The sequence below is a fragment of the Nonomuraea sp. NPDC049684 genome (genome assembly GCF_044465345.1).
Lineage (GTDB): Bacteria > Actinomycetota > Actinomycetes > Streptosporangiales > Streptosporangiaceae > Nonomuraea.
In genome coordinates this window covers 159,894-184,784 of record NZ_JBITLO010000015.1, presented here as the reverse complement: position 1 = coordinate 184,784, position 24,891 = coordinate 159,894, and the positions used below count along the sequence as shown (strand labels likewise).

Annotated in this window: 22 protein-coding genes; 12 read left to right on the top strand and 10 right to left on the bottom strand. The window is 74.1% G+C overall.

Annotation, left to right across the window (positions count from 1 at the left end; genetic code table 11):
* Positions 1-55 precede the first annotated feature (55 nt).
* A complete protein-coding gene (locus tag ACIBST_RS37735) occupies positions 56-541 on the top strand; it encodes a nuclear transport factor 2 family protein (RefSeq protein ID WP_397178358.1) in 486 nt (161 codons plus the stop codon).
* Positions 542-613: 72 nt separating this feature from the next.
* Here ACIBST_RS37735 and ACIBST_RS37730 read toward each other — a convergent pair whose 3' ends face one another.
* The 3 genes from ACIBST_RS37730 to ACIBST_RS37720 are packed head-to-tail and all read right to left on the bottom strand — an operon-like array spanning position 614 to position 2,342.
* The gene (locus ACIBST_RS37730) at positions 614-1,288 is read right to left on the bottom strand and encodes a DUF3618 domain-containing protein (RefSeq protein WP_397178357.1); all 675 of its coding nucleotides are present in this window, start codon (positions 1,286-1,288) and stop codon (positions 614-616) included.
* Positions 1,264-1,656 carry a phage holin family protein gene (locus tag ACIBST_RS37725; protein ID WP_397178356.1) on the bottom strand — a complete coding sequence of 131 codons (393 nt, stop codon included), beginning with the start codon at positions 1,654-1,656 and terminating at the stop codon, positions 1,264-1,266. The genes ACIBST_RS37730 and ACIBST_RS37725 overlap by 25 nt, the downstream gene beginning before the upstream one ends.
* Positions 1,653-2,342, bottom strand: a complete 690-nt coding sequence (locus ACIBST_RS37720; protein ID WP_397178355.1) for a hypothetical protein — start codon at positions 2,340-2,342, stop codon at positions 1,653-1,655. Before ACIBST_RS37720 ends, ACIBST_RS37725 begins: the two co-directional genes overlap by 4 nt.
* A gap of 254 nt (positions 2,343-2,596) precedes the next feature.
* Between ACIBST_RS37720 and ACIBST_RS37715 the strand changes: the two genes are divergently transcribed.
* The 5 genes from ACIBST_RS37715 to ACIBST_RS37695 all read left to right on the top strand — a co-directional run bounded on the left by ACIBST_RS37715 (position 2,597) and on the right by ACIBST_RS37695 (position 8,501).
* Complete coding sequence (locus ACIBST_RS37715; RefSeq protein ID WP_397178354.1) at positions 2,597-4,864, top strand: catalase; 2,268 nt, start codon at positions 2,597-2,599, stop codon at positions 4,862-4,864.
* 135 nt (positions 4,865-4,999) lie between these two features.
* Positions 5,000-5,629, top strand: a complete 630-nt coding sequence (locus tag ACIBST_RS37710; protein ID WP_397178353.1) for an RNA polymerase sigma factor — start codon at positions 5,000-5,002, stop codon at positions 5,627-5,629.
* On the top strand, positions 5,622-6,662 hold the full coding sequence (locus ACIBST_RS37705) for a hypothetical protein (protein WP_397178352.1): 1,041 nt from the start codon (positions 5,622-5,624) through the stop codon (positions 6,660-6,662). Before ACIBST_RS37710 ends, ACIBST_RS37705 begins: the two co-directional genes overlap by 8 nt.
* On the top strand, positions 6,659-7,567 hold the full coding sequence (locus ACIBST_RS37700; RefSeq protein ID WP_397178351.1) for a hypothetical protein: 909 nt from the start codon (positions 6,659-6,661) through the stop codon (positions 7,565-7,567). The genes ACIBST_RS37705 and ACIBST_RS37700 overlap by 4 nt, the downstream gene beginning before the upstream one ends.
* A 64-nt stretch (positions 7,568-7,631) precedes the next feature.
* The gene (locus ACIBST_RS37695) at positions 7,632-8,501 is read left to right on the top strand and encodes a GNAT family N-acetyltransferase (protein ID WP_397178350.1); all 870 of its coding nucleotides are present in this window, start codon (positions 7,632-7,634) and stop codon (positions 8,499-8,501) included.
* Positions 8,502-8,525: 24 nt separating this feature from the next.
* Here ACIBST_RS37695 and ACIBST_RS37690 read toward each other — a convergent pair whose 3' ends face one another.
* Positions 8,526-9,638 carry an ABC transporter substrate-binding protein gene (locus tag ACIBST_RS37690; protein WP_397178349.1) on the bottom strand — a complete coding sequence of 371 codons (1,113 nt, stop codon included), beginning with the start codon at positions 9,636-9,638 and terminating at the stop codon, positions 8,526-8,528.
* 212 nt (positions 9,639-9,850) lie between these two features.
* On the opposite strand from ACIBST_RS37690, the gene ACIBST_RS37685 reads away from it, so the two are divergent.
* Entirely contained in the window at positions 9,851-11,308 is a 1,458-nt protein-coding gene (locus ACIBST_RS37685) for a multicopper oxidase family protein (protein ID WP_397178348.1), read from the top strand.
* Here the strand turns inward: ACIBST_RS37685 and ACIBST_RS37680 are convergent.
* Both ACIBST_RS37680 and ACIBST_RS37675 read right to left on the bottom strand, forming a co-directional pair.
* Positions 11,295-12,056: a hypothetical protein gene (locus tag ACIBST_RS37680; protein ID WP_397178347.1), complete on the bottom strand. Its 762-nt coding sequence runs from the start codon at positions 12,054-12,056 to the stop codon at positions 11,295-11,297. The two genes, ACIBST_RS37685 and ACIBST_RS37680, sit on opposite strands and share 14 nt — an antisense overlap.
* 87 nt (positions 12,057-12,143) lie before the next feature.
* Positions 12,144-12,365, bottom strand: coding sequence for a DUF3072 domain-containing protein (locus ACIBST_RS37675; protein WP_397178346.1), 222 nt, complete (start codon positions 12,363-12,365; stop codon positions 12,144-12,146).
* A gap of 177 nt (positions 12,366-12,542) precedes the next feature.
* Between ACIBST_RS37675 and ACIBST_RS37670 the strand changes: the two genes are divergently transcribed.
* Complete coding sequence (locus ACIBST_RS37670) at positions 12,543-13,496, top strand: helix-turn-helix domain-containing protein (protein WP_397178469.1); 954 nt, start codon at positions 12,543-12,545, stop codon at positions 13,494-13,496.
* A 65-nt stretch (positions 13,497-13,561) separates the two neighbouring features.
* Here the strand turns inward: ACIBST_RS37670 and ACIBST_RS37665 are convergent, their stop codons facing one another.
* Positions 13,562-14,251 carry an NUDIX domain-containing protein gene (locus ACIBST_RS37665; protein ID WP_397178345.1) on the bottom strand — a complete coding sequence of 230 codons (690 nt, stop codon included), beginning with the start codon at positions 14,249-14,251 and terminating at the stop codon, positions 13,562-13,564.
* Positions 14,252-14,485: 234 nt separating this feature from the next.
* On the opposite strand from ACIBST_RS37665, the gene ACIBST_RS37660 reads away from it, so the two are divergent.
* Both ACIBST_RS37660 and ACIBST_RS37655 read left to right on the top strand, forming a co-directional pair.
* Positions 14,486-15,397: a hypothetical protein gene (locus ACIBST_RS37660; protein WP_397178344.1), complete on the top strand. Its 912-nt coding sequence runs from the start codon at positions 14,486-14,488 to the stop codon at positions 15,395-15,397.
* An 82-nt stretch (positions 15,398-15,479) separates the two neighbouring features.
* A complete protein-coding gene (locus ACIBST_RS37655; RefSeq protein ID WP_397178343.1) occupies positions 15,480-16,451 on the top strand; it encodes a helix-turn-helix domain-containing protein in 972 nt (323 codons plus the stop codon).
* A gap of 4 nt (positions 16,452-16,455) precedes the next feature.
* Here ACIBST_RS37655 and ACIBST_RS37650 read toward each other — a convergent pair whose 3' ends face one another.
* From ACIBST_RS37650 to ACIBST_RS37640, 3 genes are all read right to left on the bottom strand, one after another.
* Complete coding sequence (locus ACIBST_RS37650) at positions 16,456-19,941, bottom strand: S8 family peptidase (RefSeq protein WP_397178342.1); 3,486 nt, start codon at positions 19,939-19,941, stop codon at positions 16,456-16,458.
* A gap of 190 nt (positions 19,942-20,131) precedes the next feature.
* Positions 20,132-20,701, bottom strand: a complete 570-nt coding sequence (locus ACIBST_RS37645; RefSeq protein ID WP_397178341.1) for a hypothetical protein — start codon at positions 20,699-20,701, stop codon at positions 20,132-20,134.
* Entirely contained in the window at positions 20,698-21,000 is a 303-nt protein-coding gene (locus ACIBST_RS37640; RefSeq protein WP_397178340.1) for a hypothetical protein, read from the bottom strand. The genes ACIBST_RS37645 and ACIBST_RS37640 overlap by 4 nt, the downstream gene beginning before the upstream one ends.
* Positions 21,001-21,431: 431 nt before the next feature.
* Here ACIBST_RS37640 and ACIBST_RS37635 point away from each other — a divergent pair, with 431 nt between their 5' ends.
* Positions 21,432-22,571: a right-handed parallel beta-helix repeat-containing protein gene (locus tag ACIBST_RS37635; RefSeq protein WP_397178339.1), complete on the top strand. Its 1,140-nt coding sequence runs from the start codon at positions 21,432-21,434 to the stop codon at positions 22,569-22,571.
* Between the two features lie 350 nt (positions 22,572-22,921).
* The gene (locus tag ACIBST_RS37630) at positions 22,922-23,980 is read left to right on the top strand and encodes a cobalamin-independent methionine synthase II family protein (protein ID WP_397178338.1); all 1,059 of its coding nucleotides are present in this window, start codon (positions 22,922-22,924) and stop codon (positions 23,978-23,980) included.
* The last annotated feature ends 911 nt before the right edge of the window (positions 23,981-24,891 follow it).

The following is a 24,891-nucleotide window of genomic DNA, read 5'->3' as shown; positions in this document are numbered from 1 at the left end:
CGCTGCTGACGACCGTTTGGCGGTGCCCTGCCCTGCTCCGGGTACGGTCCCCGGCATGGAACAGGTGCCGCCGCCCACGAACGACATCGTGCGCCGGCTGCTCGGCGCGGCCAACGCGCACGACGTCGAGGCGATGTTGCGGTGCTACGCGCCGGACGCCGTCGTGGTGAGCCCCGAGATGGAGGCGGGCGGTCCCGGGGAGATCGCCTCCTATTTCACCCAGATCTGGGACGGTTTTCCTGACCTGCACTTCACGCTGTGGGAGACCGTCATGCTGGGGGGCACGCTCGCCACCGAGCTGACGGCGACCGGGACGCACTCCGGCCCCTACCTGACGGTCGGGGGCGAGGTGCTGGCCGCGACCGGCCGCCAGATCACCGTGCGGGCCTGCTGGTTCTGGGACCTGCGCGACGGGCTCGTCGCCAGCCAGCGCCTCTACTACGACCAGCTGGAGATCTACGCGCAGATCGGCCTGTGCCTGCCCCTGTCCTTCGAGCCCCCGGACCCCGGGCACACGGGGGCCGCCGGGGTCGCCGGGTGACTCGCCGGACGACGTGCGCGGGCCCGCACGGCCCGATGCGGCCGTGCGGGCCTGCGCACGTGCGGGCGGGCGTCAGCCGGAGCGGTGACCGCCCACCTGGCGGGCCTGCTCGCGGGCCTGGTCGGCGGTGGCGGCGGCCGCCTCCGACGCGCTGTCCTTGACCTGCTGGACGGCCTGCCCCGCCAGCTCCCTGGCGTCCTGGCCGAGCTGCTGCACCGACTCGCGGCCGGCTTCCACGACCGGCTCCAGCACGTCGCCGACCTGCTCGCGGAGCTGTCCGACGGCCTGCTCCTCCGCCTCGGTGGCGGGGATGAGCGTGGCGGCCAGCAGACCGGCGCCGAAGGCGATCAGACCGGCCGCCAGCGGGTTGCCCTGGGTGCCCCGCCTGGCCTGCTCCGGCGCGGCCCGTACGGTCTCGGCCGCCACATGGGCGCCGTGCCGCACGCTGTCGGCCGCCTGGTGGGCGCCCTCCCGCACGGCCTGGCCGGCCTGGTGCGCCCCCTCGCCCACCGAGCCGGCGGTGGCGGCGACGCCGTGCCGCGCCCGGCCGGCGGCATGGGGGACGCCATGGGAGGGGGTTCCCATCACCCGCTCCCGCAACGACCGCGCCGCCTCCCGTACCCGTTCGGTACGGCGGCGCGCGATCCGCGCCGGGCTCGTCCGGTCGGCCAGCCGGTCCACGTCGGCCGCGAGTTCGGCCCTCGTGACGGCGATCTCGTGTCTCACTTCCTCAGGTCGCGTGCCCATTGCGCGTCCTCCTTGAGCGTCTCGATGGTCTGCTCGGGTCTGGGGTTGATCTCGCGCAGCCGGTTGCGGCCGTTGACGTACAGCACTCCGCCGATGACCGCCCAGACGACCGCGAGGACGAGCGCGGCCCAGCCGAGGCCCATCACCTCGCCCAGGCCGAACATGACGGCCAGCGTCACCAGCAGCGCGATCATGTAGCCGGCGAAGCCGGCGCCGCCGAGCATCCCGGCCGCCTTGCCCGCCTTGACGGCCTCCTGGCGGAGCTCGATCTTGGCCAGCTCCACCTCCTGGCGGAACAGTTTGGAGATGTCCTCGCCGATCTCGCCGACCAGCTGGCCGAGCGTCGGTTCCTCGGGCTGCGCGGTCACGGCAGGTCACTCCCGGCGCCGAAGCCGGGCGCCGCGGGAGCGGCGGGGGCGGCCGGCGGCGTGGTGAGCGGCGGCACCGGGCGGGTGTCGTCCTGCCCGAGGGGGTCGCCGAGCGGCCGGTGGAGCGGCTGCGGCGGCGCCGTGCCGGGCCGGGCGGCGCTGGGCAGGGTGGGGTCGGCGGGCGGCGGCGATGTCGCGGGCTGGGACGCCGTCCCGGAGCTGTCGCCGGAGGCCTTGATGACGCGGCCCACCAGGAAGCCCGCGGCCAGGGCGCCGGCCAGGAACGCGGCCGGGCGGCGGCGGGCGAAGCTCTGCACCTCGCCGACCACCCCGGCCAGGCCGTGCCTGTCGAGGTAGTCGGCCGCGCGCCGGCCCTGGTCGGCGGCCTGGCGTACGACGTTGGTCACCGGCGAGTCGGGCTTGGCCTGCTCGTGCATGGCCGACAGGTCCTCCGACCACTCGCGCAGGCTCTGCGCGGCCCGCCGGCTCTGCTGCTCGGACTGGGCGCGCACCCGGTCGCGCAGCTCGTCGACGGCGTTCCTGGCCTGGGCCCTGGCCTCGCCGGCCACCTGGACGCCGGCCTCCTTGGCGGTCCCGGCGACCTGCTGCGCGGCGGCCTTGCCCTGATGGAGCGTTCCCTCCTGGCCGGGGGCCGGCTGTCCGGTCCCGGTCGGGTATTCACTCATGGGTGCCCTCCTCGTGGGATTGATGCCGCCTGTGGCTACCCGGACGGCCCCCGCCAAACCAAAAACACCCCAACGCAGGGCAAAGAACGCGAAAAGGGGTTCGGTTTCACGCGCTGCTCCGGAAGCGCTCCGAGCGTGGTCGTGCGAGGTCGCCAACCGCCCTGAAGTGCGACTATTCGCGTTATACGGCTGAGCATGGGTAGGGAGGCGCCAGACCTGGTCAAACCGTTGTGGCCCTTCCTAAGGAAACAAGCATGAACGAGTCGCACCCGCTCAAGTCCGCCGTGGACAAGGTCGTCGGCGCCGTCACCGATCACGACGCGGTGAAACCGGCCGAGATCCCCGGCGTGCCCAACAGCCTGCCGCCCGAGCTTGAGGAGCCGACCGAGCCGCGGGAACCGCTGCCGCCCAAGCCGGACCAGACCGGGCCCGACACCGTCTCGCCCACCGGGCAGCCCACCGGCGCCTCGCAGGACCAGATGGCGCAGGGCGGCGAGTACCTGACCACCGCCCAGGGGGTGCGGCTGCGCGACACCGACCACTCGCTGAAGGCCGGCCCGCGCGGCCCGGTGCTGCTGCAGGACCACCACCTGCGCGAGAAGGTCATGCACTTCGACCACGAGCGCATCCCCGAGCGGGTGGTGCACGCCCGCGGCGCCGCCGCCCACGGCGTGTTCCAGGCGTACGGCACCGCCTCGAACATCACCAAGGCGGCCTTCCTCGCCGAGGGCGCCGAGACCCCGGTCTTCGTCCGCTTCTCCACCGTGCTGGGCTCGCGCGGCTCGGCCGACACCGTCCGCGACACCCGCGGCTTCGCCACCAAGTTCTACACCGCCGAGGGCGTGTTCGACCTGGTCGGCAACAACATCCCGGTCTTCTTCATCCAGGACGGCATCAAGTTCCCCGACGTCATCCACGCCGGCAAGCCGCATCCCGACCGGGAGATCCCGCAGGCCCAGAGCGCGCACGACACGTTCTGGGACTTCGTCTCCCTGCACACCGAGGCCACCTTCCACACGATGTGGAACATGTCCGACCGCGGCATCCCGCGCTCGTTCCGCATGATGGAGGGCTTCGGCGTGCACACCTTCCGCCTGGTCAACGCGGCGGGCGAGACGACGCTGGTCAAGTGGCACTGGAAGCCCAAGCTCGGCGTGCACTCCCTGACCTGGGAGGAGGCCCAGATCGCCGGCGGCGTCGACCCCGACTTCCACCGGCGCGACCTCGCCGACGCCATCGAGGCCGGCGCGCACCCGCAGTGGGAGCTGGGCATCCAGGTCTTCCCGGACACGCCCGAGCAGATGTTCGAGGGCATCGACCTGCTGGACCCGACGAAGATCGTGCCCGAGGAGCTGGCCCCCGTCCACCCGGTCGGCCTGATGACGCTCAACGCCAACCCGTCGAACTTCTTCGCCGAGACCGAGCAGGTCGCCTTCCACGTCGGGCACCTCGTGCCGGGCATCGACATCACCGACGACCCGCTGCTGGCGGCGCGGCTGTTCTCCTACCTCGACACGCAGATCACCCGCCTGGGCGGCCCCAACTTCGCGCAGATCCCCATCAACCGGCCGCACGCGCCGGTCAACGACATGCTGCGCGACGGCTTCCACCAGACGGCCGTCCACCGCGGGGTGGCCCCGTACCGGCCGAACTCCCTGGACGGCGGCTGCCCCTTCCAGGCCGGCGCCGAGCAGGGCGCCTACGTCGAGGTGCCGCTGGAGGTCGCCGGGCGCAAGGTGCGCGAGGCGCCCGCGACCTTCTCCGACCACTACAGCCAGCCGCGGCTGTTCTGGCTGAGCCTGTCGCCGGTCGAGCGCGAGCACCTCATCAGCGCCTACACCTTCGAGCTGGGCAAGTGCTACGAGCAGGCGGTAAAGGAACGCCAGCTCCGGGTGCTGGCCAACATCGACCCGATCCTGTGCAGGGAGGTCGCCGACGGCCTCGGGCTGCCCGTCCCCGGGCCCACCGTGGCGCTCGCCGACCCGGCGCCGAGCCCGGCGCTGTCGCAGGTCGGCCGGGAGTGGCCGCTGGACGGCCGGATCATCGGCATCGTCGCGGACGAGACCAGCGACCTCGGCGTCGTGGGCGCCGTCCGCCGGGCCGTGCTCGACGGCGGGATGACGCCGCTCGTCGTCGCGCCCAAGGGCGGCATGCTGGGCGGCACGCTGGCCGTCCAGCGCACCTTCGCCACGGCCCGCTCCGTCGAGTTCGACGCGGTGCTGCTGGCCGGGGCGCCGGCCCCGGGCGACGACGCGTACGGCGCCCGCGACGCCAAGGCCGGCGACGGCGGCACCCCGGTCGATCCGCGCGTGCTGCTCCTGGTCGGCGAGGCGTACCGGCATGCCAAGGCGGTGGGCGGCTGGGGCACGGCCGCGCAGGCGCTGCAGGCCGCCGGGATCCCCGCGCAGGCGCCCGGCGTCGTCACCGGCCAGGACGGCGAGGGGGTGCTGCGCGACGTGCTCGCCCTGCTGCCCCTGCACCGGGTCTGGGACCGCTTCCGCGTCCACCCCGACGTGGCCTGAGCCGAAGAGCACGCCCTTCCTCCGCGCGCCGCGACGCCCTGTCGCGGCGCGCGACGCGTGTCCCGGCCCTCTCCGGGCGCGGCTGCCCCCACCCCGGCCGTGAAAGGAGATCACCCCACCGGTGGAGTAAGGGGTGTGACTGCCCATTCGACGGCCCGGCCGACGGTCCGGAACCGCACCGGCCCGCCGGCGGCGATCAGCGACGAGGCCCTGCTGGAGCTCTCGCGCCGCCGCCCCGAGCGGTTCGGCGAGCTCTACGACCGGTACGCCGGCGAGATCCACGCCTACCTGGGCCGCCGGCTCGACCAGCAGGCCGCCGACGACCTGACCGCCGAGGTCTTCCTGGCCGCCTTCAGCAAACGCGCGACCTTCGACCCCCGGCGCGGCACGGTCCGCCCCTGGCTGTACGGCTTCGCCGGCAACCTGATCGCCCTGCACCGGCGCAGCGAGGCCCGGCGGCTGGCCGCGTTGCAACGCAGCGCCGGCGCGCACGAGCAGCCCGAGCACGGCCACGAGGAGCGCGTCGTCATCCGCGTGGACGCCCAGAGCGAGCAGGGGCGGCTCGCCGCCGAGCTGCGCGCGCTGCCCGACGGCGACCGGGACGTGCTGCTGCTCAGCGCGCTGGCCGAGCTGAGCCATGAGGAGGTCGCCCAGGCCCTCGACATCCCGTACGGAACCGTCGGCTCGCGCCTGTCGCGGGTCCGCAAGAGACTTCGGGCCGCCCTCGGCGGCGTCAACCCCTTGCACGGAGGCTCGGATGGATGACTACAAGGCGGTCCGGGACCTGCTGCCCGCACCGCCGCTGCGACCCGAGATCGAGCGGGCCGGCCGCGCCCGGCTGGAGGCCGCCGTCGCCCGGGAACGCCGCCGGCCGGCCGGCCGGACCGCGAGGCGGCGCGCGTGGGCGGTGCTCCTGGCCGCGGCCGCCGCCGCCGCGATCGCCGTCCCTCGGCTCATGCCCCCGCCGGACGGGGCCGCCCGCCCGGCAGCGCTCGCCCAGGCGGACGCCAAACGGTTCCTGCTGGTCGCGGCGGACTCGGTGGCCGCGCTGCCGGACGCGGGCGCCTGGTGGGGCGGCACGGAGGTGCGCGGCCGGCAGTTCCGCGAGCCCGGCGGCCGGTACGTCCTGCGGGAGAGCGAGTCGGTCGAGACCTGGATCCCGGCCGACCCCGAGGGCCTGACCTGGCACCGGACGGTCCCGCAGGGGATCGTGCCGGCGACATCGCAGGACCGGGCCGCCTGGGCCGCCGACGGCTCGCCCACGTCCTGGACCTTCGACCAGCCGGCGGCCGACGGCCGGACCGGGGTCGTGCGGGCCCGGCCCGGCCCGCCGCGCACCTGGTCCACCGAGGACTGGGACTTCCGTGTGCTGACCGCGGGCAAGCCGCTGACCAAGGCCGGCGAGGTGCCCGACACTCCGGAGGGGCTGAGGGCGTACCTCGGCTCCGGCGACCGCGCGACCGTCGACGCGGCGGCGCGGCTGCTGATGTTCGCGCCGGTGACGAGCCGGACCAGGGCCGCGGCGTACCGGCTGCTGGCCTCCCTGCCCGGCGTCGCCGCCGTCGGGCCGGTGACCGACGTGCTGGGCCGCGCCGGTCAGGCGGTCGAGTACGACGCCGGCGAGTTCGCCCCGAACGCCCTCCCGGGCGCGGCCAGGACCCGGCTGGTGATCGACCCGGTCTCCGGCAGCCCGCTTTCCGTCGAAACCCGTTCCGCCGCCGACGGCCTGCTCCTGACGTACGTCGCGATCAAGGACAGCCGCTGGGCGGACGTCAACCCCTTGGAGGAGAACCGATGAGATCCACCCATGCCCTCGCCGCCGCCGCTCTGGCGCTGGCCGCCGGCGTCGCCGTCGCCGCCGTCCCCGCCTCGGCGGACGCGCCCGAGGGGGCGTACTGGCGGGTCGAGGCGATCCGCACCGGCGTCCATCCGCGCCCGGTCGGCAGCGGCTATCACGTGACCCAGCGCAACGTCACCACCCAGTGGACGTCGCCCGAGGGCAAGAGCTGGAACGGCTCCCGCGACCTGGGGGCCAGGCCCGCCACCGCGAAGGACGAGGCGGCCTGGCGCGCCGACGGCTCGCCGTCGAGCTGGGCGTACCGGACGGAGGGCATGAAGATCCGCCTGTCCACCCGCCCCGGCAAGGGCACGCTGAGGGCCGAGAAGCGTCCGCCCGGCTTCCGGCTGGGTGACGAGAAGTACCTGACCCCCCAGCAGCTCCGGTCCCTGCCCGCGGACGCCGAAGGGCTGCGGACGTACCTCACCGCCGACGTCGACGCCTGGATCGACAAGGCGTCGCAGGAGGCCGAGACCACCGACCCCAAGGCGCGCAAGCAGGACTGGCTGGACCACCGCGACCGGTACGTCGCCGCCGAGGCCGTCACCCTGCTGTACGCGGTCCCCGCGCCGGACAAGGTCAGGGCCGCCGCCTACCAGGTGCTCAGGACCACCAAGGGGGTGAACGACCTCGGCGACGCCAAGGACCCGCTCGGCCGCCCCGGCCGGAAGCTGGCGCTGCCGGTCTTCGCGCGCAAGGGCGCGGTGCTGCGGCAGCAGTACGTCGTGGACACCACGGCCATGACGGTCCTGGCCGAGTACACCGACCTGGAGGACGGCGGCAAGCCCGCGCTCGGCAGGTCCGGCGTCACGACGATCACGGCCGCCTGGACCGACGACCGGCTCGCGCCCCCGCGGGTGCCCTGACCGCCCTCCCGGCCCGCGGGAAATCCAGGTGCGGGCGGCGGGCGGGGTGGTGTGTGATCGGGGGATGACGATCGAGACGGGCAGGCCGGGGATCGACGGGCTCGGCGACGTGGTGCGGCTGCTGGGGGAGTGGCAGCGCGACGGGGAGCCCGTGCAACTGCATCCGGGCGACGTGGGATGGTTCTGGCGGTTCGGCGCGCGGCGCACCGCGGCGGCCACCCTGACCTGGAGCCGGTCCGGGGAGATCGTCGCGGCCGGGCTGCTCGACGGCGCCGACCTGCTGCGGCTGGCGTTCGCGCCGGGGGCGTCGCAGGACGAGGAGCTGGCCGGCCGGATGGCCCGCGACGTGTCGGCGCCCGCACGCGGCGTGCTGCCCGAGGGCCAGGCGCACGTCGAGGCCCCGCCGGGCGCGCTGGTCCGGGAGCTGCTGCTCAAGGACGGCTGGGCGACCGGCGAGCCGTGGACGGTGCTCGCGCGCGACCTCGGCGCGCCCGTCCCCGATCCCGGCGTGCCCGTCGAGACGGTCGGGCCGGAGCAGGCGCACGAGTGGGCCGCCGTCGTCCGGGCGTCGTTCGACGGCTCGACCTTCACCGAGGAGCGCTGGCACGCGATGGCGGCGGGCGTCCCGTACACCGGCGCGCGGTGCCTGCTGGCCCGCGACGACCGGGGCACGGCGGTGGCGGCCGTGGCGGTGTGGTCGGCCGGCGCGGGCAGGCCGGGGCTGATCGAGCCGATGGGGGTGCACCGGGCCCACCGGGGGCGCGGGCACGGCCGGGCGATCACGGTCGCCGCGGCCCGCGCGCTGCGGGAGGCCGGCTCGTCCAGCGTGCTCGTGTGCTGCCCGAGCGCCAACACCGGCGGCGTGGCCACCTACCGGTCGGCCGGCCTCGAACGGCTGACGGAAAGACACGACGTGTCCCGCCATCCCGCCTGAGGCGTCCCGCGCGCCGGACGGCGGTCAGCCGGTGCGCAGGGTGCGGAAGCGCTCCGGGTCCGCCGGGTCGCGGTCGGCGACCTGGATCGGGGGCCAGGCCCACTGCCAGACACCGATGCCCGGCGCGCGGGAGAACCGGATCGGCCCCCGGGTGCCCTCGACCGCGACGTGCGGCCAGGCCCCGGCGACGGCCGCCCGGTCCACGCCGTGCGAACGCAGCGCCTCGGCCACCACGGTGACCGTGTCGTAGCCCTCGAAGGCGACGAACGACGGCGTCGCGGCCAGCCGCTCGCGAAGGGCCGTCGCCACCCGGACGCCGAGCGGGCTCAGGCTCTCGGGCAGGTAGCGCAGGAACGGGATCGCGGCGCCGTCGTCGCCCAGAGCCTCGGCCCAGCCGGGCAGCTCCGGCTGGCCGGCCGGCGCGCCGATCAGGGTTCCGGCCAGGCGCCGGTCGCGGCGCACGGCCCGCACGATCGGCACCGCCGGCTCCGGCTGGCCGACCAGGAGCAGCAGCGCCGTCGCGCCGCCGCGGGCGAGTTCGTCGCACACGGCCGCGGGGGTGAGCGCGGTCATGTCGAGCTCGGTGACCGTGCCGCCGCGGGCGGCGAGGTGGCCGCGCAGGACGCCGAGCCCCGACGCCCAGTAGAGGCTCGGCTGCGTGGCCACCGCGACGCGGTCGTGGCCCGCGCCGAGGAGGAAGTCCGCGAAGATCCGCCAGCCGCGCGACTGTGCAGGGGCCAGGCGCGCGACCCACTTCGCGGGCTCGTCGGTGAGCGCGTCGAGGACCGCCGAGGAGCACAGGAACGGCAGGCCGGCGGCCTCGGCGCGGGCGGCGGCGGCGCGGGCGACCACGCTGTGGTACTCGCCGGCCAGCGCGGTCACCCCGAGCCCGGCCAGCTCGTCCACGGCCGCCTCGGCCTGGCGCGGGTCGGCCGCGGTGTCGCGGACCACCAGCTCCAGCGGCCGCCCGCCGATGCCGCCGGCGTCGTTGACGTCCCGCACGGCCAGCTCCAGCCCGGCGAGCAGGTGGCGGCCCGCCTCGACCCAGCCGGGCGGGGTGAGCGGGACGAGCGCGCCGATCCGGACGGACGGCCCGCCGCCCCGCTCGGCCCCCGGCTGCGACGACGGCGTGCTCATGCGCATGATCTCCCTCAGACGATGATCCGGTGGCCCAGTATGCCGGGATCGCGGCGTCGCGACGGCGCCGGGGCCGGGGCGCGGGCCGTCCCCCGCCGGAGTACGGCGATCTTGAACCGCCCGACGCGCGTGGCGTCGTCGTCCCGCGGTTACTCTCCGTTATTTTGCGAGATGGATGAGGGGGATCCGTAGTGACTGATTCGCGTGGGACCGTGTCCCGCAGGTTGTTCGTCAGCGGCATGTTCGCCGCCCTGGGCGCCGTTCCGTCGGCAGCCGCCGGAGCGTCCGCCGGGCCGTTCGCCGGGCCGTTCGCCGGAGCGTCGGCGGGGAGGGCCGCCGAGACGGCCGGCAGGAGGGTGCTGCGGGCCGCGCCCGCCACCGTGTCCCTCGGCGGGCGGACCGTGTCCACCTGGGCCTACGACGGCCTGCTGCCCGGCCCGACCATCCGGGCCACCGCCGGCGGCACGGTACGGGCCAGACTCGTCAACGACCTGCCCGCGCCGACCACCGTGCACTGGCACGGCATCAGGATCGCCGCCGACATGGACGGCGCGCCCGGCCTCTCGCAGCGGCCGACCAGGCCCGGCGGGACGTTCGACTACGTGTTCACCGTCCCCGACCCGGGCACCTACTTCTACCACTCCCACGTGGGCATGCAGAGCGACCGCGGCCTGTACGGCCCGCTGATCGTGGAGGACCCGTACGAGCCGCTCGGGTACGACCAGGAGTTCACGGTCGTCCTCGACGACTGGCAGGACGGCGTCAACGGCACGCCCGACGACACGCTGCGCGCCCTGAGCACCACCCCGCACGACGACACCCTGAGCAGCCACGTCCTCGGCGGCACGTCCGGGCACGCGCGCTACCCGTACTACCTGGTCAACGGCCGCACCGCCGACGAGCCCACCATCTTCATGAGCCGTCCCCGCGTGCGCGCCAGGTTCCGGGTGATCAACGCGGCCGCCGACACCGCCTTCCGGATGGCGCTCGGCGGCCACCGCCTGACCATCACCCACACCGACGGTTTCCCGTGCAAGCCGGTCACCGTGGACACGGTCGTGATCGGCATGGGGGAGCGCTACGACTTCGTCGTCACGCTCGACGCGGGGGCGTTCCCGCTGATCGCGATGGCGGAGGGCAAGGCCGGGCGGGCGTTCGCGGTGGTGCGCACCACGCCCGGCGCCCGCACGCCGTCACCGGACGGCGCGGTGCCGGAGCTCCAGCGGCGGCAGCTCGCCTACCAGGACCTCCAGGCGCGCCGCCGCGACCAGTTGCGCCCGCCGTCCAGGACCGTCACCGTCACGCTCGGCTGGCGCCAGGGCACCTCAGGCAGCGAGTGGCCGCTCAACGGGCACCTCGCCGACGACCCGCTGCGCCTGCGGGTCGACCGGGGCGAGACGATCAGGATCGTCATGCACAACGACACGCACATGTGGCACCCGATGCACCTGCACGGCCACACCTTCCAGGTCCGGACGACCGAGCGCGGCGGGCCGAGGAAGGACACCGTGAACGTCATGCCGTACAAGCGGATCAGCATCGACGTGCACGCCGACAACCCCGGCGAGTGGATGTTCCACTGCCACAACCTCTACCACCAGGAGCAGGGCATGATGGGCCTGCTCGGCTACGGCAAGCCCCCGAAGCGCCGGCACGTCATGACCCACTGACCTGCGCCCGCGCGGTCGTGTCCAGGTAACCGGCGGCGGCGGCCAGCAGCGACGTCCCCCAGAGCAGGAAGACCGGGTAGGTCCCGGCGAAGCCCCAGCTCCCGTCCAGGACGCCGGCGCCGCCGCCGGGCGCGCACCTGCGGGTGACGCCGAACGCGAGGCAGCTCGTCATCATCGCGCCGTACTGGCCGACCAGCATGCCCACGGCCGCCGCCGGGACCGCCGCGAGCGCGCGCGGCACCCGCCGTCCCCCCGCCAGGGGCACCCACCGCGGGACGACCTGTCCCCATCGGGCGATCAGCCCCAGGGTGAGCAGGCCCCCGCCCACCGGCCCGGCGACGAGCAGCACCCAGAACACCGCCGAGCCGCCCAGCTCGGCCAGGCCCGCGCGGGAGCCCTCCGCCACGCCCAGCGGCAGGCCCAGCCCCCACAGCAGGTGCGGCGCCGAGAAGCCCAGCACCGGCAGGACGGCCGCCGTCCAGGTCGCCGCCCTGGCCCAGCGGGCGGGCCGGACCGTCCCGTCGGCCCGCCGCCGGTGCGGCCGCGCGGCGGTACGCGTCCCGAAGCGGACGGCCGCCAGCGCCAGCAGCACCCCGAGCGCGGCGAGCAGCGACTGCCGGGCCAGGGCGGGGTCGTCGAGCTTGCCGAACGCCAGCCGCATGACCAGGTTGCCCGGCGCCACCAGCACGAGGACGGCCGCCGCCGCCCAGCCTGCGGCCAGCAGCGCGGGCCGGGTGAGTGATCTCATGGCCGCCCACGGTAGGCCGGGCGGCCCGCCCGCGAGGTCCCTCCCGAGGGGGAGACGCCTCCCCCTCGCGGGGCGGCGCCCGGCGGATCAGCCGGTGCCCTCCGGCGGGGGGCCGGAGGCGCGCAGGCGCTCGCTGTCCTCCTGGAGCTCGTCGATCAACCGGGACGCCTCGGCCTTGCTCAGCCCGCCGGGCACCTCCCTGCCCGCCTCCCTGGCCAGGGTGTGCAGGTAGGACTCCTGCGGACCGGTCATGGGCTCGTCGCCGGTCGTCCACTCCTCGGGGTCCTTCTCCACCGGTCCGTGACTCATGCTGACTCTCCTCGAACTCACGTTCTCCTGGGTCAGCACGCCATGCCCGGACAGGCGCGCCGCAAACGCCGGTCAGCGGTTTCCCGCCGCCGCCCCCGCGGGTCGATGCCTGGAGGATGTACCGGCTGCGGCGGGAACGCCCCGGTACGGGAAGTTCCTGCCATACTGGCGGGCGTGATGCGCAGGGTCGCGGCCGTGGTCGGGGACCTGGTCGCCGCGTTCGAGCTCGGGATCGTCTGCCAGGTGTTCGGGCTGGACCGCACCGACGACGGGCTGCCCGTCCACGACTTCGCGGTCTGCGCGGCCGAGCCCGGCGCCATCCCCACGACCTCGGGGTTCGCCGTCCACGTCGAGCACGGGCTCGACCGGCTCGCCGAGGCGGATCTGGTGGCCGTCCCGGCCTGGCCGCGGCTCGACGCGCCCGTCCCCGCCGCGCTGCTGGCGGCGCTGCGGGACGCGGTCGGGCGCGGCGCCCGGGTGCTGACCGTCTGCACCGGCGCGTTCCTGCCGGCCGCCGCCGGGCTGCTCGACGGCCGGCGCGCCACCACCCACTGGCAGTTCGCCGGCCTGCTGGCCCGCCGTCATCCCAGGATCACCGTCGAGCCCGGCGTCCTGTACGTCGAGGACGGCCCCGTGCTCAGCAGCGCCGGGGCCGCGGCCGGGATCGACGCCTGCCTGCACCTCATCCGGCTGGAGTACGGGGCCGCCACGGCCAACGCCCTGGCCCGGCGGCTGGTCGTACCGGCCCACCGCGCCGGCGGGCAGGCCCAGTACGTCGAGGCGCCCATGCCGCCGCAGCGCACCCCGTACGAGCTGGCGGAGCTGCTCGACTGGATCCAGCAGCACCTCGACCGGCCGCTGACGGTGGCGGCGCTCGCGGCGCGCGCGGCCATGTCGCCGCGCACGTTCGCCCGCCGGTTCAAGGACCTGACGGGCACCACCCCGCACCGCTGGCTGCTCGAACGCCGCCTTCAGCTCGCCGAGGAGCTGCTGGAGACCACCGAGCTGAGCGTGGACGCCGTGGCCGTCCGGGCCGGGTTCGGCGGCGCCGACACCCTGCGCCACCACTTCGCCGCCCGGCGCGGCGTCGCCCCGGCCGCCTACCGCCGCGCCTTCCGCCGCCTTCCGTGACGGCCGGGCCGCGAGCCTTCCGCCGTCTTCCGTGACGGCCGGGCCGCGCGCCTCGGCGACGGCCCCTACGGCCGCGTCGCGGGCCGGTCCGGCGTGCGGGCGGGGGAGAAGGGGCCGCTCAACGCCGCCCACTGGAGCAGCATGATCGTTTTGGCGTCGGCGATCTCACCCTGCTCGATCAGGTCGAGTGCGTGGTCGAAGCCGAGCTCCACGACCTCGATGTCCTCGCCCTCCTCCGCGACGCCGCCGCCCGCCGAGGTGCGGGTCGCGGCGCTGTACGGCGCGGCGTAGAAGTGCAGGCGTTCGGTCACCGACCCCGGGCTCATGTAGACGGAGAAGACCCGCTCGACCTCGCCGACGGTGTGGCCGGTCTCCTCGGCGGCCTCGCGCCGGATCGCCTCCTCCGGCGCGTCGTCGTCCAGCAGCCCGGCCGCGGTCTCCAGGAGCATCCCGTCGGGGTGCCCGTTGACGTAGGCGGGGTAGCGGAACTGCCGGGTCAGCAGGACGGTGCGGCGGGCGGGGTCGTACAGCAGCACGGTGGCGCCGTTGCCGCGGTCGTAGGTCTCCCGCTGCTGGGTGCTCCAGCGGCCGTCGGCGTGCTGGTAGTCGAAGGTGGTGGTGCGCAGGACGTACCAGTTGCAGGCCAGCAGCCGCACGTCGCGCACGCGCACCCGCGGGTTGCCGGTCAGGTCGCGTCCCGCCTGGTCCAGGCCGGTACGGCCGCGCCGGTCGGGCACGTCGAGGCCCGCGGTCACCACGACCGTCCACGCCCGGCGGACGCGCCCGCCGCAGGGATGGGGCGGCCGGGCGGGACCGGCCTCTCCGCCGCTGCGCCCGCGCGGGCGGGGGCGGGCTGTCGCGCCGATCGTGCCGTCATGTCGCCCTTTCGTCGTGGGGCCGGAGCCCGGTCATCGAGTATGGCAGGAAATTCCCGTATATGAGCAGTTCTGCCACTGCCTCGCGGTCCCGCTCCCGCGCAGACTCGGGCCATGACCGCAAGCGCGTACCCCCGTTCCCCGCTCGTCCCCTCCTTCCCGCTGCCCGACCCGGGGAAGGAGCGTCACGCCGTCGCCGTCGCGGCGCCCGGCCGCGGGCCGCAGCAGTGGGCCGGCGCGCCGAGCGCCGCGCTCGACGCCGACGGCACGTACGTCCTGGCCTACCGCGTACGCGCCGGCGGCGAGGACCACAACGCGGTGGCCCGCTCCACGGACGGCGAGCGGTTCATCACGGTCGCCGTCCTGCCGCGCGGCGGCGCCGCGATGGTGGAGCGCCCCGCCCTGGTACGCCTGCCCTCCGGACGGTGGCGGTTGTACGTCAGCTGCGCCACGCCGGGGACCAGGCACTGGTGGATTGGCGTCGCGGAGGCCGCGTCCCCCGAAGGGCTGGCCGAGGCGGAGGTCCGGCCGGTGCTCACCGGCGACGCCCGGACCGGCGTCAAGGACCCGGTCATCCGCCACGACGAGGCCGGATGGCGGGCCTGGATCTGCTGCCACCCGCTGGAGACGCCCGGCGCGGAGGACCGGATGAGCACCGCGTACGCCACCAGCCGCGACGGACTGAGCTGGCGGTGGCACGGCACCGTCCTCACCGGCCGCCCCGGCTCGTGGGACGCCCGCGGCGCCCGGCTGACCAGCGTCCTGCCCGACGGCCGGGCCAGCTACGACGGCCGGGCCTCGGCGGCGGAGAACTGGCGTGAACGCACCGGCCTCGCCACGCCGGCCGGCGAGACCGGCGCGACCGGGTCCGGCGGCGCGCCGCTGCTGGCGCCGGTGGACGGGCCGCCGGTGGCCGACGTCCGCTACCTCGACGTGCTCCCGCTCCCCGACGGCACCCACCGGATCTTCTACGAGGCCCGGCTCCCCGACGACAGCCACGAACTGCGCACGGAACTGGTGACGTGACAGGCCCAGGCATCGTTCCTGGCCCGGCCGTCGCCCCGGCGGCCGCTCTCTACAATGGCCGGGTGAATCTGGATCGGGCCGTGTGCGGCACGTGCTGAGCGCGGCGGGGCTGGGCGCGGAGGAGGAGGCCGCCTACCGGCTGCTGGTCAGGACCACCGAGGTGGAGCCCGGCGCGCTGGCCGAGGAGCTGGGCGTGCCGGCCGAGGTGGCGCGGCAGGCGCTCGGCTCGCTGCTGGCCAAGGGCCTGGCGCGAGCCGTCCCGGGCGAGCCCGGCCGGTTCACGGCGGTCGCCCCCGACGTCGCGCTCGCGGCCCGGCTGCACCGGCGGCAGGCCGAGGTCGACCGGGCGCGGCATGCCATGGAGCAGCTCACGGGGGAGTACCTGGCGCACGCCAGGCGGCGCGAGGCCGCGCAGCTCATCGAGGTGATCACCAGCCGGGCGGCGCTGCGCGAGCAGCTCCGGCTGCTCCAGGACGGCGCCCGGCACGAGGTGCTCAGCCTGTGCCGGGCCGGGCACGTGGCGATGAGCTCGCAGGAGAACAGCGAGGAGCTCGCGGCGCTGCGGCGCGGCGTCGGCTACCGCGTCATCTACGAAGGGGCGTTGCTGGAGGAACCCGGCATGCTGGTCAACCTCGCCGACGGCATCACGCTGGGGGAGCAGGCCCGCGCGCTGCCCGTCCTGCCGGTACGGATGATCATCGCGGACGGCGAGCTCGGGGTGCTCCCGCTCATCCAGCACACCGACGGCCTGACCCAGCTCACCGCCGCGCTGATCCGCCCCAGCAGCCTGCTCGACGCCCTCAAGGCCCTGTTCGAGAGCCTGTGGGAGCGGGCCACCCCGGTCAGCCTCACCAACCCGGGCAGCCCGCTCGACGCCGACCACCTCTACCTGCTGTCGCTGCTGGTCGCCGGCGTCCCGGACAAGTCGATCGCCACCCAGCTCAGGATCTCCCAGCGGACGGTGCAGCGCAGGATCGCCTACCTGATGGAGCGGGCGGGTGCGCAGACCCGGATGCAGCTGGCCTGGCACGCCGCCCGCGAGAACTGGCTCTGACCGGTCAGTAGGCCCTGATCACCGTCTGCTGGACGGCGTTGCCGGCCGAGTCGGTGGCGGTGACCCGCAGCGACGGGTGCGGGCGCAGGACGATCGCGTCGTAGCGGCCGCCGCCGAGCGGGATCACCGGCTGCCGCCGCCACGTCGCGCCGTCGTCGTAGGACAGCTCCAGCTTCAGGTCCTTCGCGCGGGCCCCGGTCACGCCCTCCTGATGCCGTACGGCGAAGCCCAACAGACCGGGACGCTCCGGGCGTACGTCATAGTCGACCTGCAACAGCGGCAGCACCCGGTCGCCCGGCTTGGAGCGGAACGTCCAGGCCGTCTCGGTCGCGGTGGCCGTGGTCCACTCCTCCGAGGTGCGCCTGGTGGACAGCTCCAGCCGGTAGGCGGCCTCCTGCGGCGCCGCGGGGAACGCGCCCCAGGCGGCGTCGCGCTCGGCCACCAGCGTGCCGTCGCGGAAGAACCGGGCCGAAACGGCGTCGTTGTCGACGCCCGCGCGGGAGACGTGCCCGGAGGAGTCCACGAACTCCGGGACGCGGATCTCCATCGTGTCGCCCTCCCGGGTGGACGGCTTGAGCCAGCCGGGGATCGCCGGACGGACCACCGGGGCGTGCCAGCTCTCGCTGATCCGCGTGCCGGGCTGGTAGGTGCGCGGCAGCTCGGTCACGCCGTCGAGCAGCCGGCCCATCTCGTCCCAGACGTACTGGTGGTTGACGAGGTGCTGCCAGTAGGAGCCGTTGGCGCTGACGTACTCGGTGCGGCGCAGCGGGGTCCTGACGATCCGCTGGGTCTCCATCTGCTGGCCCAGCGCGTACGACTGCCAGGGACGCCAGCCGAAGCGCTGCTCCTTGGCCCAGCCGAAGCCGCCGTTGTCGGCATAGGACGTGGTGACCCGGGCGGTGTTGCCGTCGGTCACCTCGTGCACGATCTTGTCCGGCACCCGGCCGTCGGAGACCTGCATGACGTCGTAGAGGTAGGGCGAGTCCATCTGGCCCGTGACCTCCAGTTTGGCGTTGCCCTTCCGCATGCGCTCCAGCATCCGCTGCCCGTCGTCGCCGGCGACCACCAGCGCCGGGATCGGCAGGTTGGCGCCGACCGGCCGCCAGCCGTGGTCGAACGCCTCGTCGGGGGCCAGCACCAGGATCACGGCGACCGCGCCCGCCTTGATCGCCGCCCCGGACGGGTCGGACCAGTCGACGTCCTCGCTGCGGATGACCGCGGCCTTGCCCTTGGACCCGGCCGCGCCTTCGGCGAGCCGCCACAGGTGCCGCCCGTCCACGCCCGGCGACCCGCCCAGGAACCCCATCCGGTACGGCTCGCCCGAGCCCGGCACGCGGACGGTGAGCTTCGGCGCGACGAGCTGCCAGCGCGAGGCGAACTCGAACGAGCCGTCCCGCACGGGCTCGGTCGGCGAGACGTTGAGCCCCTCGATGACGTCGAAGTTCATGACGCCCTGGGAGATCTTGCGCGAGCCGAACGCGCGATGGGTGAAGTAGGTGTAGATGCCCACCTGCTCGGCGGGTTCCCTGGTCCTGATGGTCACCGGGGTGGTCCTGCGGAAGTCGAGCACCACGTCCAGGTCGCGGTCGACCTTGAGCTCGGGGATGACGACCATGCCGTCCCGCGGGTGCATGCGGCCCCAGCCGCCGCCCAGGTTGAGCGACTGCGTCATGTAGGTGCCCTCGGACACCTCCACGGTCAGCCCTTCCGGGGGCAGCCAGGTGAACAGGTCGTCCTGCTGCGACGCGCCGAACATCGACAGCGTGTCGGCGCCGGTCGGCCGGCCCGCGGCGTCCACGGCGGTGAAGTGGACCTTGTGCTGCGGTCCCTTCCAGGTCAGCGCCAGCGTGGTGTGCACCTGCTCCGTGCCCGCGGTGGCGGTGACCAGCCCGCCGTACCGGCCGAAGGAGAGCCCCGCCAGGTCCACCGTGACCTTGACGTCGGCGGTGCCGCCCGCCGGGACCGTCACGGACCGGGCGCTGAGCTCGGCCTTGTCGAGGGTTGCGGCCAGCGCCAGCGTGACGGGGGCGGCCGTGCCGTTGGCGTAGGTGATGGTCCCCTCGGCCGTGGTCTGGCCCTGGTCCTGCTGGTGCTTGCCGAGGTCGACCACGCCGGTCGCGGTCACGCCCTGGCGCACCGCGCGGGCCACGTCCAGGCGGCCGGCGCCGGCGTCGTCGATCTGCTGGCCGGGGATGGGCTTGGCCGAGCCGATCAGCGCGTCCTTGATCTGCCTGGCCGTCCAGGAGGGGTGGCGCTGCTTGACGATCGCGGCGGCCCCGGCCACGTGCGGCGTGGCCATCGAGGTGCCGGACGCGGCCGTGTAGCGCTCGTCCACCGGCTCGCCCATGCTGGTGCCCGCCGCGCGGGCCGCGACGATGGCCACGCCGGGGGCGGTCAGGTCGGGCTTGGGGGCGTCGTCCAGGCGCGGGCCGCGGCTGGAGAACTCCGCGAGCGCGTCCTTGCCGTCGACCGCGCCGACGGTCAGCGCCGAGGTCGCCGCGCCGGGCGTGTTGATCGAGTACGTCCCGCCGTCGTTGCCCGCCGCGACCACGAACAGGGCGCCGGTGCGCTCGGTGAGGGTGTTCACGGCCTCGCTGAGCGGGTCGGTGCCGTCGGTCGCGCCGCCGCCGAGGCTCATGCTGATCACCGACGCGCCCTCGGCGGCGGCCCACTCCATGCCCTCGATGACGCCGGACAGGGTGCCCGAGCCGTCGTCGCCGAGCACCTTGCCGACCAGCAGCTCGGCGCCGGGGGCCACGCCCTTCCTGCCGTCGCCGCCGGCGATGGTGGAGGCGACGTGGGTGCCGTGCCCGTTGCCGTCCCGGACGCTCGGCTCGCCGGTGAACACCTTGCTCTGCTTGACGCGTCCGGCAAGGTCGGGGTGGGTGGCGTCGACGCCGGTGTCCAGCACGGCGACTTTGACGCCCTTGCCGTCGAACCCGGCCTGCCACGCCTCCGGCGCGCCCACCTGCGGCACGCTGTGGTCGAGGGTGGCCTTGACCTTGGCGTCCAGCCAGATCTTCGACACGCCCTGCGACAGCGTGGCCCGCTGCCCGTCGAGCGACTTCCACAACCCGCCGATCGTGCGTTTGTCGGCGGCGACCACCCGGCCGTTGACGCTCTCCAGCTCGGGCGCGGACGCGCTCTTCGGCGCGGCGCCGTCGTAGAGGAACAGCAGCGGCAGCTTGTCCGTCCTGGCGTCGTCGTACCCCTGGGCGATCAGCCGGGTGACCGAGAACAGGGCCGGGTCCAGCCGCTTGGCCGCCAGGAGGGGCACGACGTCCTTGGGCAGGACGCGCAGCTCGCCGTTCTCCTCGGTGGTGCTGAACGCCATCCGCGCCCGGCCCGGCCCCGGCTTCACCTCCACCGCCTGCCTGCCCGGCTCGGCCTGCCTGACGGTCACCACGTCCCCGGTGATCAGCGTGACGCGGTGGACGCTCCCGCCGGCGGGCTCGGCCGCGGCCGAGGCCGACGATAACGGGGAGCTCAACAGGGCGGCGGTGGTGACTCCTGCCACCGTCACATGGGCGGACCAGTGCATGGGGGTGAAACCTCTCGTAGCAACAACTAGTGCGTACGAGAGTGGGTGATCGGACACACGGCGCGCCAGGTGTCACCCGTGCCGTTTGTCTGCCATGTCGCGATTGCGACACAGCGACGGGGGTGTAGACGTCCCGGGTTCAGCCGCGCGGGCGGTGGACGACCTTCTCCGTCGAGCGGCCGGGACAGACCACGATCAGGTGCTCCTCCAGCGGCGTGTCGGGGTCGTCCTCGTCCCAGGACGCCGTGCGGGCGTGGACGCGCAGGCGGTAGCGGCCAGGACCGGCGACGGCCAGGTTCGGCAGCGGCCCGGTCGCCCCGCTGTCGCCGCCCTTGGGACAGGCCGGCACCACCAGGCGGCCGCTGCGGCTGACGATGCCCACCTCGACCACCCGGTCCCAGCCGGCGAGCCGCAGCGGCGGGGCACGGTCGAACGCCTTGACCGTCAGGCACATCGGCGCGTTCTTCTCGGCGGTCACGATGGCGGCGCCGCTGCCCGCGGCGTCGATGAACCCGTCCTCGACGGCGCCGAGGATGTCAGCCTCCTCGCTCGCGCTCTCGTCGCGGTCGTCGAAGACGGCGTAGCCGCCGCCCTCGAACAACATGTACGCGGCGATGCCTTGCTCCAGGTCGGGACCGAGTCCGGAGTGGCTGAGGCACACGATGGCCGGCAGGCTGGATGTGCAGGCCCGGCCGGCCGGGGCCGTCATCGTCGTGGACGGGCGCGGGCGTGGAGAGCGGTGAGCTGTCGTTCGTGCCCGGACGAAGCGAAGGGGTACCAGCGGCCGTTGCTCCCGCGGTGGATCTCGATGTCGGCCGCGGGGTCGGTGACGCGGTTGTCGGCGACGGTCAGCGCAGCGCCCGAGTCGGGGCGCAGCGACGTGATCGCTGCGGTGGCCTGCTGGAGGACCTCGGGGTCGCCGGGGTGCGGATGCAGGGTGACGTGCACCCCCTCGGCGCCGGCCAGCGTGTAGGTGTTCAGCAGGCGGCGGAAGGCTTGTGGTTCCATGTCGAGCCGGTGGGCAACGATTTCGGCGCGGTCGGCGGTTGGCAGGGAAGCGGTCAGGCGTAGGTGTCGGCGACCGGGGCCAGCTCAAGCGGAATGTCCTCGGCCAGGAGCTGCTGGGCCTGGTGGGCCGGCCTGGGCCACCAGGTGCCGAGCAGGTGCGGCGAGGGCGTCGGGGCTGGCGGCTCGGGCAGCTCCAGGCATGGAGAGCTCGGGGACGCCAGGTCGCGGTCAACGGACTGGGCGGCCGTCAGCTGAGGGCTACGGAACTGTTGTCTTGCGACGGCTCACGGCGCACAGCGCCCCTTCGTTACATCTGCGGCGGTCACACTTTTCCCACTCGCCGGTCGCGATCGAGTGACTCCTCCGCATGGATCATCTCGCGCATGCTTCTGATCACGACTCCCTGTTCCATGGACTGACAGGAGATCATCATGCCCGGAGCACCCAAGGTGGCGATCGCGCGCGGGGCGGCCGCGTGCCTGCTCCTCTTATCGGCCACCCTGCTGTCGGCGAACCCCGCGGAGGCGACCACCTCTGCGGTGGCCTGCGGTGACGTCCTGACCACCAACACCACGCTCACCGCCGACCTGACCTGTCCGGGCGGCGCCCTGACCATCGGGGCCGACAACGTCGACCTCGACCTCGACGGCCACACGATCACCGGCTCGGGCACCGGCAAGGGGCTGTCGGTCACCGGCCGGCGGGGTACCACCGTCCGCAACGGCACGATCACCGGCTTCACCTACGGGATCTACGCCGACTACGGCGGCTCCACCCTCACCGCCACCGACGTACGGCTGCTCGCCCCCGTCGACGCCTGGCCGGGCACGGTCACCTTCACCGGCACCCGCAAGGACGCCTGCCTGATGTCCGGTCTGCGGCTGGTCGACGGGCTGCTCACGGTCGACCGGTGCACGTTGACCGGGCAGACCGTCCTGGTGCGCAGCTCCGGCTCGACGATCCGCAACAGCGCCCTGACCGGCGGAAGCCTCACCGTCAGCGCCACCGACCGGGGCGTCTTCACCGGCAACGTCTTCGACGCCTTCCCCATGGGCCTGTCCAACGACAGCCGCCGCAACCTCGTGCAGGCCAACGTCTTCAGAAACTCGCCCACCGCCGGCATCAGCGCGGGCGAGACCTTCCTGCCGCAGGACGCGAACACCATCGAGTACAACATGTTCACGGGCAACGACATCGGCCTGCACTCCAGCTCCATGCTGAAGCACGTCATCGTCCGCAGGAACGTGTTCAACGGCAACAAGACGGTCGGCATCCTCGTGGAGAACTCGTACGGGAGCAACCGGGCCGGTCCTGATCCCGTCTCCGACAACGTGTTCGTCGGCAACGGCCACAACCCCAGTGGTCTCGTCGACCGGCAGGGGCAGGTGGTCCAGGGCGGCATCCACCTGACGTCGCGCCTGGCCGTCACCCCGCCGGTCACCTTGCGGAACAACATCGGCACCGGCAACGCCGGTTATCTGATCTGGGCGCCCCCGGGCACGGTCGCCGACGGCGGCGGCAACCAAGGACCCTGCGGACCCACTCCCAACCCTGACCTGACCTGCTGGTGAGGCAGTCGGCGCCGACCCTGCCGCCAAGTGGTGTGCTCCAGTCGCCAGCCGTCGACGGTCGTGACCGGGGCCAGGTGGACCGTCGTTGTGCCGGCCCTGCCTGCACTTCGACGTAGCGGCGCCGGTCGTCGACGGGCGAGCACCCAGCGTGCCGAACTGGCCCCCAGCCCAAGCGGGGAAGAGAGGGGCTGGTTCGTCGTAACTGGATCCGGCACCCTCAGCCCGACGGGTCCGAATACAGACCACTTGATCAACGACTCCTACCAGTCTCAACCCGCGGTCCGCCAAGCGGGCGACCGCACGCACGGGAAGCGATTGATCAGATACGCATCGTTATCTACGCTGTCGTCATGTCACTCCCCACCGAGCCTATCGGCAGCATCCCCCGCCCGCCTGCCCTGCTGGCCATCGCAGCCTCCCAACCGGCCGAGGGAGCGTCCGCGCTGGCCGAGGCCCAGGACCAGGCCGTCCGTGATACCGTCCACCGTCTCCAGGAGCTGGGTTCGCCGGTGGTCACCGACGGCGAGCAGGCCAAGCCCAGCTTCGCCACCTACCCGATCGCCGGGCTCGACGGGCTCGTCCCGGACGGCGTGGTGATCCCCTTCGCCGACGGGCACCAGCGGCAGTTGCCCCGGCTGACGGCCGGACCGTTCCGCTACCAGGTCCACGCCGAGCGCTACCTGCGCGCCGCCCAGCGCCACGCGAGCGTGCCGGTCAAGCAGGCCGTCATCGCGCCGTCGGCGCTGAGCCTGCTCTACCCGGCCGAGGGCATCGACGGCTACCCGCGCGAGGCGTTCCTGGCCGACCTGGCCGACCAGGCCGAGGCCGACATCCGCGGCTGCCTGGAGGCCGGGGCGCACGTGGTGCAACTCGACTTCACCGAAGGCCGGCTCTCGCTCAAGCTCGACCCGAGCGGCGGGGTGCTGGACGAGTTCGTCGCGTTCAACAACAGCGTGCTGGAGCGCTTCACCGACGCAGAACGCGCGCGCATCGGGGTGCACACCTGCCCCGGCGGCGACCAGGACTCCACCCACAGCCTCGACGTCGACTACGCGGCCCTGCTGCCCAAGCTGTTCCGGCTCAACGCGGGTAACTTCTACCTCCAACTGGCCAGCGAGGCCGACCCGGACAAGGTCCTGGCGGTCGCCGCCGAACACCTGCCCGCCGGTGCGCGGATCTTCGTTGGGGTGATCGACCCGGTGGACCCGCGTGTCGAGACCGCCGAGGAGGTCCGCGACCGCGTCCTGAGGGCCGCCCGCCACCTGCCCGCCGACCGGCTGGGCACCTGTGATGACTGCGGGTTCGCGCCGTTCGCCGACGACACCTCCACCTCACGGGAGACGGCGTTCGCCAAGATCCGGGCCCGGCTGGAGGGCACAGAGCTGGCCTCGGCCGAGCTCGGCATCTGATCGTTGTGCCTGCCCGTCCGTGAGAACGGTGCCCAAGGACGAGCAGGTCACCCGCAAGGAGTTGGGCGGGGTGCGGCGCACGGACCGCAGCGTTACCCGCCTACCAAGTGCTGAACCGCGCCGACCGCCATCCTGGCCGTGACCAGTCTGCCCGCTCTCCCGGACGCTGACGTCGACCGCCGCTCGACCCGGTCGACGTCGTCACCGACGTCAGCGACCGGGTCGACCGGTGAGTTGACGGGGGCGTGCTGGGGTGCGGGCAGGCTGGTCACGGCCCTGAAGGTACGCACCCGCGGGCGGCCGCGTGGGCGACTCCCGAAACTCTCGGAGAGCCGATCACCACTGGCCGCGATCCCGGTGGGGTGCCCGGTCGACGTCGTCGGAGATCCCCGCCCCCGGCACCTCGGGTACCAGGGCCACCCCGTGCAGGGGTGCAGGCCGGCGGGGAGGCGGGCGCTCGTCAGGCGGACACGCCTGCGCGGGCCAGGCTCGCAGCGGGTCGTCCGGTTCAGCGTGTCCATGGCAGATGGCACGCATGGCATGGTGTCGAACTGCTCCGTTGTGAAGGCTCCGGGGGGGCGTCGCGCCGGAAGGGGCACGGCCCGCAGGGAGCCTGACGGTGCTTGAGCGGGGCCACCTTCGCCGGCTCCGAGGCGAGGCGCTCAGGAGCGGGAGGGCCAGCGGCCGTCGCCCGTGGACGGGGCCGCCACGGCCGGGGCGTTGAACCCGGCCACCAGGCCGCCGACGGTCAGCACGGCCAGGACGACCGCCGTCTGCGGCCGAGATGGTTGTTGTCGTTGGGCACGTCGAATTCCGTTCGGGAGGTTGGCGCGAATTCTCCGGTAAGCGCTTTCCGTCCGTTTGCTGCGAGTCAAGCACACGCTTCGACGGGGAGAAAAGGCGCGAGACCT

Bases quoted from the DNA above. Each gene is read 5' to 3' on its own strand.
- ACIBST_RS37640 (WP_397178340.1), bottom strand. From the start codon at position 21,000: ATGGAACCACAAGCCTTCCGCCGCCTGCTGAACACCTACACGCTGGCC.
- ACIBST_RS37680 (WP_397178347.1), bottom strand. From the start codon at position 12,056: ATGAGATCACTCACCCGGCCCGCGCTGCTGGCCGCAGGCTGGGCGGCG.
- ACIBST_RS37720 (WP_397178355.1), bottom strand. From the start codon at position 2,342: ATGAGTGAATACCCGACCGGGACCGGACAGCCGGCCCCCGGCCAGGAG.
- ACIBST_RS37715 (WP_397178354.1), top strand. From the start codon at position 2,597: ATGAACGAGTCGCACCCGCTCAAGTCCGCCGTGGACAAGGTCGTCGGC.
- ACIBST_RS37695 (WP_397178350.1), top strand. From the start codon at position 7,632: ATGACGATCGAGACGGGCAGGCCGGGGATCGACGGGCTCGGCGACGTG.
- ACIBST_RS37690 (WP_397178349.1), bottom strand. From the start codon at position 9,638: ATGAGCACGCCGTCGTCGCAGCCGGGGGCCGAGCGGGGCGGCGGGCCG.
- ACIBST_RS37675 (WP_397178346.1), bottom strand. From the start codon at position 12,365: ATGAGTCACGGACCGGTGGAGAAGGACCCCGAGGAGTGGACGACCGGC.
- ACIBST_RS37645 (WP_397178341.1), bottom strand. From the start codon at position 20,701: ATGACGGCCCCGGCCGGCCGGGCCTGCACATCCAGCCTGCCGGCCATC.
- ACIBST_RS37630 (WP_397178338.1), top strand. From the start codon at position 22,922: ATGTCACTCCCCACCGAGCCTATCGGCAGCATCCCCCGCCCGCCTGCC.
- ACIBST_RS37730 (WP_397178357.1), bottom strand. From the start codon at position 1,288: ATGGGCACGCGACCTGAGGAAGTGAGACACGAGATCGCCGTCACGAGG.
- ACIBST_RS37670 (WP_397178469.1), top strand. From the start codon at position 12,543: ATGCGCAGGGTCGCGGCCGTGGTCGGGGACCTGGTCGCCGCGTTCGAG.
- ACIBST_RS37735 (WP_397178358.1), top strand. From the start codon at position 56: ATGGAACAGGTGCCGCCGCCCACGAACGACATCGTGCGCCGGCTGCTC.
- ACIBST_RS37700 (WP_397178351.1), top strand. From the start codon at position 6,659: ATGAGATCCACCCATGCCCTCGCCGCCGCCGCTCTGGCGCTGGCCGCC.
- ACIBST_RS37635 (WP_397178339.1), top strand. From the start codon at position 21,432: ATGCCCGGAGCACCCAAGGTGGCGATCGCGCGCGGGGCGGCCGCGTGC.
- ACIBST_RS37660 (WP_397178344.1), top strand. From the start codon at position 14,486: ATGACCGCAAGCGCGTACCCCCGTTCCCCGCTCGTCCCCTCCTTCCCG.
- ACIBST_RS37705 (WP_397178352.1), top strand. From the start codon at position 5,622: ATGGATGACTACAAGGCGGTCCGGGACCTGCTGCCCGCACCGCCGCTG.